Here is a 12,253-nt window from a genome sequence, read left to right on the forward strand (position 1 = left end):
GACGTGAATAGAGCTCAACCTCCCCTGCTCACCGCAACGATCCGCCACCAGTCGCTGGGGCTTGGGCTCCTGGCCCTGGTGCTGTTTATAGTGGGTAACTGGCACCAGGCGATTATCGGGTTTGACTCGCGCTTTGTGCTGTTTGCCCAGGAAATGCTGCGCCATGGGCCGAGCTTCTTCCCCACGACCTATGGCCAGCCCTACGCCGACTACCTGGCGACCTCGACGTTGCTGACGTGGGTCTTGTCGTTGCCGTTCGGCCAGGTCACCAGCTTGACCGCGTGGTTGCCCACCTCCATCGCTTCGGCGCTGATCGTCACGCTGGTGTATCGCCTGACAGCGCCCTACTCCACGCGCTGGGGCCTGCTGAGTATCGCGATGTTGCTGCTCAGCAGCACCTTCATCAGCGAAACTCGTGCGGTGTCGCTGGACCAGATGCTCGCCGCGGTCGTTTTGGCGGTGTTCTACCTAGGTTATGCGCATGATCACTTCGGCGCGGCTAAACGCCTGCATTGGCTGTTCCTGCTGCTGATTATCGGCTTTGCGGTGCGTGGGCCGATTGGCCTCGTGATCCCCACTGGCGTGCTGTGCAGCTATTACCTGCTCAACCGGCAATGGCGCCAACTGTTCACCTTCGGCTTGATTGCCTTGGCGTTGCTGGCGGCGTGTGTCGGTTTGTTGCTGCTGCTGGCCAAGCTCAGTGGTGGCGAGGACTTCATGCAGGACGTGATCCGCATGCAGTTCCTGGGGCGTATGGACGGCACCGAAGGCTCCAGCGGCGTGCTGTATTACTTCACCAGTTCCATGGGCAATTATGCCTTGGCTTACCCGCTGGCCTTGTTGGTGCTGCTGGCCGTGGCAGTCGGTGGGCGACGGGCGCCAGATCCGGCATTGCAGCTGGTGCTGTACTGCGCGGCCGCCGGTTTACTGGTGATGCTCGGTTTGTCGGTACCCCAGGCGAAAAAGGCCCGTTACATCCTGCCGATGCTCCCCATGGCGGCGATCATCGCGGCCTACCCGTTCCAGGTCAGCCAGGGGCGATTGTTCGCCGGGTTGCGCGGCTTGATGCTGGGCATCTGGACGCTGTTGCCGGCATTGTTGGTGATCGGGCTGGTGGTGGCGCGCAAGCGTTACCCGGAACAGTTGAGCAGCCTTGGGCTGATGTTCACGCTATTGGGCGTGCTTCAGGTACTGGCGCTGCTGGCCGTGTTGAAACCGCGCTTGCGACCATTGGCCCCGGCATTCGCGGCGGTACTGGCGTTATGGTCGACCTACATTGTGGTGGTCGAACCGTTGGAGCGCACGCTCTACGACACCCGCACGTTCAGCCTCGCGGTCAAGGCTCAGATCCGCCAACAGCCGGCACCGGTGATACTGCATGGCTTGGGTAAAGATGCCAAAGCCATCAAGTTCATGGTCAACTTCGGATGCGATAAGGTGCCGTTGTTTACCCAAACGTCCGCTGACCTGACGCCGCTGCAAGGGCCTGCCTGGCTGGTGATGAGTGCAGCAGACTTTGAGCGCTTACAAGACCCGCGCTTGCGCACGCTCACCCCGACGCTCACTGGGGAGTTCGACAAAGACCCCTATGTGTTGCTGCATCTGGCGAGGGCGCCCGCGCCTTGATCGCGTTTATAGCGGCGGTTTAACAAACAACGCCCACTCTTTCAGGAGTGGGCGTTTTTCGTCATAACCACCAAGAAACCCCCTACATAGCTATGCGTAACGGCTGTCGCGCGTTGTCTTCCGACGCTTGGAACCCAAATGTAGACTCGTTGCCCAGTGCATTAACTATCTACTGCTCCGATCTAGGGAGGCTGGGGTAAGTGCACATTGGATAACAACAAGGACGCATTAGGCCATGCGACACACAGTGACTTACTTCATTAAGAGGGCAATGCCGTGCCGGTGCTCCCTGGTGGCGTTGAAGGGGCCGCTGGCCGACGACCCCGCGCTGCTGGAAAACCTGCAACGACACCTGTTCAACGAAGAGGCGGATACACGTGTATTGGGACGCCTGAGTACTGCACGGGCAGAGAAGGAATGCCCTGCTCCATTCGACGAAGCCACTTGACTGCATTATCTTTGTATTCAACCCTCATTAATATGCATTGGCGCGCTGGCATTCGGGGCGGCACACTGTGCGAGTTCCTCCCCCAACCGTTGGAACTTTCAAAGGGCTTTTCCGGGTGACCTGATCAGCCTTTTTTTTCGCCTGCTGTTTATGGACCCCTTCGATGCTCGCTCGCTGGTTACCCGCTGCAATCAACACCCGCCCCGCCGAATGGAGCCGCGCCGCAATCGGCATGGCCCTGGGCACGCTGTTCAGTGTCTGGGTGTGCGCCCAGCTGTTTGGCCTGGAGGTGGCCTTGCACTTGCTCGGGCCGCTGGGGGCGTCAGCCGTGCTGCTGTTTGCAGTGTCATCCGGCGCGCTGGCCCAACCGTGGTCGATCATCGGCAGCTATTTATGCGCCGCTGTCGTGGCGCTGCTGATCGCGCGGGTACTGGGGCGCACCTTGGGCAGTGCCTGCCTGGCGGCGGGCATGACCGTTATCCTGATGTGCTGGCTGCGTTGCCTGCACCCACCTGCCGGTGGCCTGGCCATGACCCTGGTGCTCGCCGACCCGGCGTCGATTGCCCTGGGTTGGCAGGAACTCGCACCGGTCATGCTCGGCGCGGGTGCGCTGCTGGCGTGTGCGTTGGCGTATAACAACGTCACCCGCACGCGTTATCCCAAAGGTACAGTCGACTCGCCGGCCGTCGTCCTGGGCAATGCCACGCAGGTCGCTGACCCCTCGATAACGGCGGCCGACTTGAAGCAGGCGTTGGCCGAGATGGAGCAGTTCTACGATGTCGCACCGTCCGAACTCGAACAGCTGATCCACGCGGCGCAAGGCCATGCGCGACGCCGCAGCATTGGCGAAGTGCTGGCCAGTCGACCTGCTGCATAAATGCAAAAACGACCTGCATGATTCACGGTTGTACTGGGCAAATTTGCACTGGTAGGATCACGAGAGGGTTCGCCCGCGAATATCTTGATAAAGAACAATAAAAGCAGGGAGTTACAGATGACTGCTCAGGTTTCATCCGAAGCAAGCCGCGCCGATACTCTTCAGGAAGAAGTGCTGGCCGAGGTGCGCAACCATATCGGCCACCTTACCCTCAACCGCCCCGCTGGCTTGAATGCCATTACCCTGCACATGGTCCGCAGCCTCGCCTCGCAACTGCAGGCCTGGGCGGATGATCCGCAAGTCTATGCCGTGGTCCTGCGCGGCGCTGGCGAAAAAGCCTTCTGTGCCGGGGGTGACATCCGTTCCCTTTACGACAGCTTCAAGAACGGCGACAGCCTGCACGCCGATTTTTTCGTCGAAGAATACGCCCTCGACTTGGCCATTCATCATTACCGCAAGCCCGTACTCGCCTTGATGGACGGGTTCGTCCTCGGCGGCGGCATGGGCCTGGTGCAAGGCGCCGACCTGCGCGTGGTCACCGAGCGCAGCCGCCTGGCGATGCCGGAAGTGGCCATCGGGTATTTCCCGGACGTGGGCGGCAGCTACTTCCTGCCCCGCATTCCTGGCGAACTGGGGATTTACTTAGGCGTGACCGGTGTACAGATTCGCGCCGCCGACGCTCTGTATTGCGGGTTGGCGGACTGGTACTTGGACAGCGCCAAGTTCGCCGACCTCGACCAGAAGCTCGACCGCCTGCAATGGCAGGGCTCGCCGCTCAAGGACCTGCAAGGTGTACTCGCCAAGTTGGCCGTGCAGCAATTGCCCGATGCACCGTTGGCAGCCCTGCGCCCGGCCATCGACCACTTCTTCGCCCTGCCGGACGTGCCCAGCATTGTCGAGCAGTTGCAGCAAGTCACCGTCGCCGACAGCCATGAATGGGCGTTGACCACCGCCAACCTGATGCAAACCCGCTCACCGCTGGCAATGGCCGTCACCCTGGAAATGCTCCGTCGTGGCCGCCGCCTGCCGCTGGAGCAGTGCTTTGCGCTGGAGTTGCACCTGGACCGCCAATGGTTCGAGCGCGGTGACCTGATCGAAGGCGTTCGGGCCTTGATCATCGACAAATACAAAAGCCCGCGCTGGAACCCGCCCTCGATTCACGGGTTGGACGCAACCCATGTGGAAAGCTTCTTCCACAACTTCAAGCAGGTTGGGAGATAAGCCGTGCAAGACATTGAATATACTGAAGAACAAGTAATGATTCGCGACATGGCGCGCGACTTTGCCCGTGGCGAGATCGCCCCGCACGCCCAAGCCTGGGAAAAGGCCGGCTGGATCGATGACGCCTTGGTCGCCAAGATGGGCGAACTGGGCCTGCTGGGCATGGTGGTGCCTGAAGAATGGGGCGGCACTTACGTTGATTACGTCGCCTACGCCTTGGCGGTCGAAGAAATCTCTGCCGGTGACGGCGCCACCGGCGCGCTGATGAGTATCCATAATTCAGTCGGTTGCGGGCCAATTCTCAACTACGGCACACAAGAGCAGAAGCAAACCTGGTTGCCCGACCTTGCCAGTGGCCAGGCCATCGGCTGCTTCTGCCTGACTGAACCCCAGGCCGGTTCCGAAGCCCATAACCTGCGTACCCGTGCCGAACTGCGCGATGGCCAGTGGGTGATCAACGGCGCCAAGCAGTTTGTCAGCAATGGCAAGCGCGCCAAGTTGGCTATTGTGTTTGCGGTGACGGACCCGGAGTTGGGCAAGAAAGGTATTTCTGCTTTCCTGGTGCCCACCGAGACGCCGGGGTTTGTGGTCGACCGCACCGAACACAAGATGGGCATTCGTGCGTCGGATACCTGCGCGGTTACCCTCAACCAGTGCACGGTGCCCGAGGCCAATTTGCTCGGTGAGCGTGGCAAAGGCCTGGCCATTGCCCTGTCCAACCTCGAGGGCGGGCGCATCGGTATTGCCGCCCAGGCCTTGGGCATCGCCCGTGCGGCGTTTGAAGCGGCGCTGGCGTATGCGCGGGATCGGGTGCAATTCGACAAGGCGATCATTGAGCACCAGAGCGTTGCTAACTTGCTGGCTGATATGCAGACGCGCTTGAATGCTGCACGTCTGTTGATCCTGCACGCCGCTCGGTTGCGCAGTGCTGGCAAGCCGTGTTTGTCGGAAGCGTCACAAGCCAAGCTGTTTGCCTCGGAAATGGCTGAAAAGGTTTGCTCCTCGGCGATGCAGATTCATGGCGGGTATGGGTATCTGGAGGATTACCCGGTGGAGCGGTATTACCGTGATGCGCGCATTACGCAGATTTATGAGGGGACGAGTGAGATTCAGCGGATGGTGATTGCGCGGGAGTTGAAGAATTATCAGCTTTGAGGGAATTGGTGTTGTCGAGGGTCTGCTGGGTACATATCCGTTATTGGGGTGATGGCTGATATTGGTTCCGCTCTTACACTACTTTTGCGGGCCGGCATTCCGGTCCTTCCAAAAGTGAGCCGCTGTAAGAGCGGAACCATACGAAGCCGTTACCGCAGCAACGGATATGCCCCCAACCGCAACCCCACCCCTACCCCCCTACCGATCCTTAAACTCAGGCGCCCGCTTACCCACAAACGCCGCCATCCCTTCCTTCTGATCCAGCGTCGCAAACGCCGCATGAAACACCCTGCGCTCAAAACGCACACCTTCAGAAAGACTCACCTCAAACGCACGATTAACGCTTTCCTTGACCATCATACTAATCGGCACAGATTTACCGGCAATCAAGGTCGCAACCTTCAACGCTTCCTCCAGCAATTCATCCGCAGGAACGATACGCGCCACAATCCCACAACGCTCAGCCTCCACCGCATCGATAAAGCGCCCAGTCAGGCACATCTCCATGGCCTTGGCCTTACCCACCGCACGGGTCAGGCGCTGAGTGCCCCCCATACCCGGCAGCACGCCAAGGTTAATTTCCGGCTGACCAAACTTAGCCCCATCACCCGCCAGGATAAAGTCGCACATCAACGCCAGTTCACACCCGCCACCCAGCGCGAAGCCGTTAACCGCAGCAATGATCGGCTTACGCCGGTTAGCCACCCGATCACTGTCGCTAAACAGGTCATCCAGATAGATCTGCGGATACGTCAGCTCCGCCATCTCCTTGATGTCAGCCCCGGCAGCAAAGGCTTTTTTCGAGCCAGTCAGCACGATGCACCCAATCTCAGGATTGGCCTCCAGCCCATCCAACGCCTGGTTCAACTCGCTGACCAGTTGCGCATTCAAGGCGTTCAACGCTTGCGGGCGATTAAGGGTAATCAGCCCTACGCGGCCCTGGACTTCGACCAAAATGGTGTCGTAACTCATGTATCGGCTCCTTAAAGATTGCGTGAGATGACCATGCGCTGGATATCGCTGGTGCCTTCGTAAATCTGGCAGACCCGCACATCGCGGTAGATCCGCTCCAAGGGGAAGTCGCTCAGGTAACCGTAACCGCCCAAGGTTTGCAAGGCGGCCGAGCAGACTTTTTCGGCCATTTCCGAGGCAAACAACTTGGCCATCGAGGCTTCGACCAAGGCCAGCTTGCCGCTGTCGCGCAGGGCGGCGGCGTAATGCACCATCTGCCGAGCGACGGCGATTTGCGTGGCCATGTCCGCCAGGCGAAATGCCACAGCCTGGTGTTCGATCAGCGCTTTGCCAAAACTTTCGCGCTCGCGCGCATAGTCACGGGCGGCCTCAAAGGCGGCACGGGCCATGCCCACCGATTGCGAGGCGATGCCGACGCGGCCACCTTCAAGGTTGGCCAGGGCGATCTTGTAGCCTTCGCCCTCCTCCCCAAGCCGATTGGCGACCGGCACCTTCACGTCCTCAAACAGGATCTGGCAGGTGTCGGAGGCGTGCTGGCCAAGCTTGTCTTCAACCCGCGCGACCGTGTAGCCCGGCGAATCGGTGGGCACGATGAACGCGCTGATCCCACGTTTGCCGGCGGCCGGGTCGGTGACCGCAAACACAATCACAACGCCGGCGTTTTGCCCGGAGGTGATGAACTGTTTGCAGCCATTGAGCACGTAGTGATCGCCTTCCAGGCGTGCACGGGTTTTCAGGCTGCTGGCATCGGAACCGGCTTGCGGTTCGGTCAGCGCGAAGGCGCCCAGCATGGCGCCGCTGGCCAAGGGCTTGAGGAATTGCTCTTTCTGCTGATCGTTGCCGAATTTCAGAATCGGCACGCAGCCCACTGAGTTGTGCACGCTCATGATGGTCGAGCAAGCGCCGTCACCGGCGGCGATCTCTTCCAGGGCCATGGCGTAGGCCAGGTAGCCGGTGTCGCAACCGCCCCACTGTTCCGGCACCAACATGCCGAAAAAGCCCAGCTCGGCCATTTCGCCGATGGCTTGCGTTGGAAAACGGTGCTCGCGGTCCCACTCGGCGGCGAACGGTTTCAAACGCTCCTGGGCAAATTGCCGGGCCGCGTCGCTGATTTGCAGTTGTTCGTCATTGGGCAGCATAAAAAGTCCTTAATACACGCATTCGACGGCCATGGCCGTGGCTTCACCGCCGCCGATGCAAATCGCAGCAACGCCGCGCTTGAGGCCTTTCTGGCGCAGGGCCGAGAGCAACGTCACCAGGATGCGCGCACCCGAGGCACCAATCGGGTGGCCCAGGGCGCAGGCGCCGCCGTGAATGTTGACCTTGCTGTGCGGGATTTCCAGTTTGCTCATGGTCACCAGGCTGACCACCGCGAAGGCCTCGTTGATCTCGAACAGATCTACTTCGTCGAGGTTCCAGCCGGTCTTACTCATCAGCTTGCGAATCGCGCCCACCGGCGCCACCGGGAACAGCCCCGGCTCATCGGCAAATGCGGCGTGCCCATGGATCACCGCCAGTGGCTTGAGGCCGCGCTTGTGCGCTTCGGACTGACGCATCAACAGCAACGCCGCCGCGCCGTCAGAAATCGAACTGGCGTTGGCCGCCGTCACCGTACCGCCTTCGCGGAACGCGGGTTTGAGGCTGGCAATCTTGTCCAGCTTGGCTTTCGGTGGTTGTTCATCATGCAAGATGGTTTTTTGCTCTTTGCCGACGGTGACCTGCACCGGGACGATCTCGGCGGCGAAGCTACCGTGGGTGATCGCCTGTTGGGCACGGGTCAGCGAGGCGATGGCAAAAGCGTCCTGGGCTTCACGGGTGAAGCCATTGTGCTCGGCGCAGTCCTCGGCAAAGCTGCCCATCAGTCGACCCTTGTCGTAGGCGTCTTCGAGGCCGTCGAGGAACATATGGTCGAGCACCTTGCCGTGGCCCATGCGGTAGCCGCTGCGTGCGCGGTCGAGCAGGTACGGTGCATTGGACATGCTTTCCATGCCGCCAGCCACCACCACATCGACACTGCCGGCCAACAATGAATCGTGGGCCAGGATGGTCGCTTCCATGCCCGAGCCGCACATTTTGTTGAGCGTGGTGCAGCGGGTGCCCTTGTCCAACCCGGCGCCCAACGCCGCCTGCCGTGCAGGTGCCTGGCCGAGGCCTGCCGGCAGGACGCAGCCGAACAGCACTTCATCCACGGCGTCCGGCGCAATGCCGGCTCGTTCGACGGCGGCGCGAATCGCGGCGGCGCCCAATTGCGGCGCGGTCAGCCCTTTAAGGTCGCCCTGGAACCCGCCCATGGGCGTGCGCACGGCGCTGACGATAACGATCGGATCGTTCATAAAAATCCTCCTTACTTGGCTGCCATGCGCAAGGCGCCGTCGAGACGGATCACCTCGCCGTTGAGCATGCTGTTTTCAATGATGTGCCGCACCAGTGCGGCGTACTCGGTCGGTTTGCCCAAACGTGGCGGGAATGGCACGCCAGCGGCCAGGGAATCGCGGACTTCCGGGGTCATGCCGGCCATCATCGGTGTTTCAAAAATGCCCGGGGCGATGGTCATGACCCGAATGCCGAAGCGCGCCAGCTCGCGGGCGGCGGGCAGCGTCAGGCTGGCGATGGCGCCTTTGGAGGCGGAATACGCCGCCTGGCCGATCTGCCCATCAAAGGCGGCCACCGACGCGGTATTGATGATCACGCCGCGTTCGCCATCGGCATTCGCCTCGGTTTCGGCGATGGCGGCGGCGGCCAGGCGCAGCAGGTTGAAGCTGCCGATCAGGTTGACGTTGATCACCTGGGTAAAGCTGGCCAAGGCGTGAGGGCCGTTCTTACCGAGGATTTTCTCGCCACGCACCACACCGGCGCAGTTGATCAGCCCGTGCAAGCCACCAAACGCGGCGACGGCCGCTTGCACGGCGGCTTCGGCGGCAGCTTCCTGGCTGATATCCGCCACGGCGCTGCGGGCATTATCACCGAGCTGTTGGGCCTTGGCGGCGACGGCCTCGGCGTTCAGGTCCACCAGCATTACCTTGGCACCGGCGGCCACCAGCATTTCAGCGGTGGCCGCGCCGAGGCCCGAAGCGCCGCCGCTGACCAGGAATACCTTGTTTTCAATCTGCATCTTTATTTCCTTTGAAAGGGATCACGCCAGTGCTGCTTGAGCCTTGGCGATTTCCTGATTACGCAAAATAAAACGTTGCAGCTTGCCGCTCGGGGTCTTGGGCAAGTCGCTGACAAATTCGATTTCTCGCGGGTAAGCATGCGCGGCGAGACGCTTGCGCACGTGCAGGCGCAGCTCTTCGGCGAGTTCCGGGGTGGCACGGTATTGTGCGTTGAGCACCACGAAGGCTTTCACCCGCTCAGTGCGCTCCGAGTCAGGCTTGCCGACCACTGCCGCTTCGACCACGGCCGGGTGCTCAACCAAGGCGCTTTCCACGTCGAACGGGCCAACGCGGTAGCCAGAGGTGGTGATCACATCGTCACTGCGCCCGACAAAGCTGATGCTGCCGTCGGGGTTCAACTCCACCGTGTCGCCGCTGAGGTAGTACTTGCCGACAAAGGCTTTGGTCTTCACACCGTCGTAGCCGGCGAACCAGCACATCGGCGACTGTTCGCGGTCGATGGCCAGGATTCCCGGCTGGCCCGCGGGCAATTCCTGGTGATCGTCATCCAGCACCACAATGCGATGCCCTGGCGAGGCAAACCCCGCCGAGCCGACGTGCACCGGGTGCGCCAGGCCGTGGTGGTTGCACAGCACCATGCCCAGTTCGGTCTGGCCGTAGTGGTCGTGGATGGTCACGCCCAGGTTATCCGCGAACCAGCGGATCACTTCCGGGTTCAGCGGCTCGCCGGCACTGCTGACAATGCGCAGCGTGCCCTTGATCGATCGCACGAATTGCTCGCCACCAGCTATCAACAGGCGATACGCGGTCGGCGAGCCCGTCAGGTTGGTGATCCCGTATTTGTTGATCACCCGGCAGGTGCTTTCCAGGGTGAACGGCCCATCGTAGAAGGTGATCGGGTGGCCCAAGGATAACGGCCCGGTCACGCCAAAATAGATGCCGTAGGCCCAACCCGGGTCGGCCACGTTCCAGAATGCATCTTCGGGGCGCAGGTCTACCGCGTCGCGGGTATAGCTCTGGAACGCGACGATGGCCTTGAGCGGTACCGACAGGGCTTTGGACGGGCCGGTGGTGCCTGAGGTGAACATCAGCAGGAACGGATCGTCTGCGCCCAGCAATACCGGCTCGCAGAGGTTTGAATAGTTGGGCAATTCAGCCCAGAAGCTGTAATCGCCGCGCACAATGCCTTCGCCCTTGGCGCCGGCGACCGTCACGATGGTCGGGCAGCCCTCGACTTCCGCCAGTTTGGGGCGGTTCACCGCGTCGGTGACCACCAGCGCCGCGCCGGAGCTGTTCAGGCGGTGTTCGATAGCCTTGGGGCCGAAGGCAGTAAACAGCGGCTGATAGACCGCGCCGATGCGCCAGGTGGCAAGCACTACCACCAGCAGTTCCGCCGTGCGTGGCAGCAGGCCCGCCACTTTGTCACCGCGTTTGACGCCCTGGGCCAGAAGGAAATTGGCGAAGCGCGCTGCCTGGTCCTGCAAGTCAGTAAAGGTCGACGTGGCGCTGCGCCCGTCCTTACCTTCCCAGAACAGCGCGATGCGGCCCGGCAGTGCGTGCCGGTCGCAGCATTCCACGCAGGCATTGAGGGCCTGCAGGTTGCCGGCCAGTGCGGCGTCGACAGTGTGCTGGTAATCAAACTCGGTGGTGGCAGCCAAATACTCACGCATCGCTTCAATCCTTGTGTTTTTTATTTTCAGGACGTTTTGGAGCCGTTAAAGCGTGGAAATAGTCGCTCTAGAGCGCTGTAGCAGCAATGGTCAAAGCCTTCAACTTGGCTGACTGGTTTGGCCAATCATTGATCGCGCTGATCAGCCAGTCAGTTCTAGTGATTGGACGCTCTTGATTCAAGCTTCTAACCTGAAAGACTGCGCCACCGAAGAAGCCTCCCCGCGATGATCGTTCGTCCCAAACCCAACCTCCTGGGTATCCTGTTCTCCCTCAAGGGCTCGATTGCCAAGCGTATTGCCCTGCGTAGCCTGCTGGTGACCTTGCTGGCCTCGGTGATCGTGCTGGTTGAAACCCTGCACCCGGCGTATTTCTCCACGGTCAACGCCACGCCCTTCACGTTGTTGGGGTTGTCGTTGTCGATCTTCATGAGCTTTCGCAACAACGCCTGTTATGACCGCTGGTGGGAAGGCCGCAAGCAGTTGGGGCAAATGATCATTGAGGTGCGTTCGCTGATTCGCCAGACCCAGGTGCTGAGTGATCCGGTTGAGCGTGCCGGGCTGTTGCGCGGTGTGTGCGGCTTTGCCCATGGCTTGATCGCGCGCCTGCGGCATGAGGACGAAGCGGCGGCGATAAAGCCCTGGATCGGCATTGATCGCACGCACCCCAACCTCCCCGACCATGTGCTGCAACAGCTCGGCGCGCGGTTTTCGGGGCTGGCCGAGCAAGGCGTGATCAGCGAATGGCGCTACACCCAGCTGGAAACCCGACTGGTCAGCCTGAGCCAGGTGCAGGCCTCCTGCGAGCGGATCAAACACACGCCGCTGCCCTTCCCTTACACCTTGTTGCTGCACCGCACCATCTACCTGTTCTGCATTCTGCTGCCGTTTGCGATGGCCGAGCCGCTGGGCTGGCTGACACCGGTGTTCACCGCCATCGTCAGCTACACCTTCTTTGGCCTGGATGAAATTGGCGATGACCTGGAAGACCCGTTCGGCTTCGACGAAAACGACCTGCCATGCAATGCGCTGGTGCGCACCCTGGAGCGCGAGATTCTTGCAGCTCTCGGCGAAAGCGACTTGCCGCCTGCCTTGGAGCCGGTTGAATACGTGCTGACCTGATGCGGGTTTGACACCCGCGGTGGTCTGACCGAAGCTGATGGCTTTGCGATAG

11 protein-coding genes are annotated in these 12,253 nt (G+C 61.1%); 6 read left to right on the forward strand and 5 right to left on the reverse strand.

The genetic code is table 11. The features are described 5' to 3' along the window. Positions 1-3 precede the first annotated feature (3 nt). The 5 genes from GJU48_RS12180 (at position 4) to GJU48_RS12195 (ending at position 5,327) form a co-directional block, all read left to right on the forward strand. On the forward strand, positions 4-1,626 hold the full coding sequence (locus GJU48_RS12180; protein WP_094952613.1) for an ArnT family glycosyltransferase: 1,623 nt from the start codon (positions 4-6) through the stop codon (positions 1,624-1,626). Positions 1,627-1,897: 271 nt separating this feature from the next. Beyond that, positions 1,898-2,074 (forward strand): hypothetical protein, encoded by a 177-nt coding sequence (locus GJU48_RS24885; protein ID WP_178119786.1) that lies wholly within the window; start codon positions 1,898-1,900, stop codon positions 2,072-2,074. Positions 2,075-2,237: 163 nt separating this feature from the next. Further along, complete coding sequence (locus tag GJU48_RS12185) at positions 2,238-2,951, forward strand: HPP family protein (RefSeq protein ID WP_094952614.1); 714 nt, start codon at positions 2,238-2,240, stop codon at positions 2,949-2,951. Positions 2,952-3,068: 117 nt separating this feature from the next. After that, the gene (locus GJU48_RS12190) at positions 3,069-4,172 is read left to right on the forward strand and encodes an enoyl-CoA hydratase/isomerase family protein (RefSeq protein WP_094952615.1); all 1,104 of its coding nucleotides are present in this window, start codon (positions 3,069-3,071) and stop codon (positions 4,170-4,172) included. 3 nt (positions 4,173-4,175) lie between these two features. Next, entirely contained in the window at positions 4,176-5,327 is a 1,152-nt protein-coding gene (locus tag GJU48_RS12195) for an acyl-CoA dehydrogenase family protein (RefSeq protein WP_094952616.1), read from the forward strand. Between the two features lie 198 nt (positions 5,328-5,525). On the opposite strand, the gene GJU48_RS12200 is transcribed toward GJU48_RS12195, so the two are convergent. The 5 genes from GJU48_RS12200 to GJU48_RS12220 are packed head-to-tail and all read right to left on the reverse strand — an operon-like array spanning position 5,526 to position 11,082. Next, positions 5,526-6,299 (reverse strand): enoyl-CoA hydratase, encoded by a 774-nt coding sequence (locus tag GJU48_RS12200; RefSeq protein WP_094951832.1) that lies wholly within the window; start codon positions 6,297-6,299, stop codon positions 5,526-5,528. An 11-nt stretch (positions 6,300-6,310) separates the two neighbouring features. After that, a complete protein-coding gene (locus GJU48_RS12205) occupies positions 6,311-7,438 on the reverse strand; it encodes an acyl-CoA dehydrogenase (protein ID WP_094951831.1) in 1,128 nt (375 codons plus the stop codon). Positions 7,439-7,447: 9 nt separating this feature from the next. After that, the gene (locus GJU48_RS12210) at positions 7,448-8,632 is read right to left on the reverse strand and encodes an acetyl-CoA C-acyltransferase (RefSeq protein ID WP_094951830.1); all 1,185 of its coding nucleotides are present in this window, start codon (positions 8,630-8,632) and stop codon (positions 7,448-7,450) included. Positions 8,633-8,643: 11 nt separating this feature from the next. Continuing rightward, positions 8,644-9,411 (reverse strand): SDR family NAD(P)-dependent oxidoreductase, encoded by a 768-nt coding sequence (locus GJU48_RS12215; RefSeq protein WP_094951829.1) that lies wholly within the window; start codon positions 9,409-9,411, stop codon positions 8,644-8,646. A gap of 21 nt (positions 9,412-9,432) precedes the next feature. After that, positions 9,433-11,082, reverse strand: a complete 1,650-nt coding sequence (locus GJU48_RS12220) for an AMP-binding protein (protein WP_094951828.1) — start codon at positions 11,080-11,082, stop codon at positions 9,433-9,435. Positions 11,083-11,307: 225 nt separating this feature from the next. On the opposite strand from GJU48_RS12220, the gene GJU48_RS12225 reads away from it, so the two are divergent. After that, a complete protein-coding gene (locus GJU48_RS12225; RefSeq protein ID WP_094951827.1) occupies positions 11,308-12,201 on the forward strand; it encodes a bestrophin family protein in 894 nt (297 codons plus the stop codon). Positions 12,202-12,253: the final 52 nt, after the last annotated feature.

It is taken from the genome of Pseudomonas sp. IB20, assembly GCF_009707325.1.
Lineage (GTDB): Bacteria > Pseudomonadota > Gammaproteobacteria > Pseudomonadales > Pseudomonadaceae > Aquipseudomonas.

Coding starts and splice junctions, on each gene's coding strand:
- GJU48_RS12210 (WP_094951830.1), bottom strand. CDS start 8,632: ATGAACGATCCGATCGTTATCGTCAGCGCCGTGCGCACGCCCATGGGC.
- GJU48_RS24885 (WP_178119786.1), top strand. CDS start 1,898: ATGCCGTGCCGGTGCTCCCTGGTGGCGTTGAAGGGGCCGCTGGCCGAC.
- GJU48_RS12190 (WP_094952615.1), top strand. CDS start 3,069: ATGACTGCTCAGGTTTCATCCGAAGCAAGCCGCGCCGATACTCTTCAG.
- GJU48_RS12205 (WP_094951831.1), bottom strand. CDS start 7,438: ATGCTGCCCAATGACGAACAACTGCAAATCAGCGACGCGGCCCGGCAA.
- GJU48_RS12215 (WP_094951829.1), bottom strand. CDS start 9,411: ATGCAGATTGAAAACAAGGTATTCCTGGTCAGCGGCGGCGCTTCGGGC.
- GJU48_RS12225 (WP_094951827.1), top strand. CDS start 11,308: ATGATCGTTCGTCCCAAACCCAACCTCCTGGGTATCCTGTTCTCCCTC.
- GJU48_RS12200 (WP_094951832.1), bottom strand. CDS start 6,299: ATGAGTTACGACACCATTTTGGTCGAAGTCCAGGGCCGCGTAGGGCTG.
- GJU48_RS12220 (WP_094951828.1), bottom strand. CDS start 11,082: ATGCGTGAGTATTTGGCTGCCACCACCGAGTTTGATTACCAGCACACT.
- GJU48_RS12185 (WP_094952614.1), top strand. CDS start 2,238: ATGCTCGCTCGCTGGTTACCCGCTGCAATCAACACCCGCCCCGCCGAA.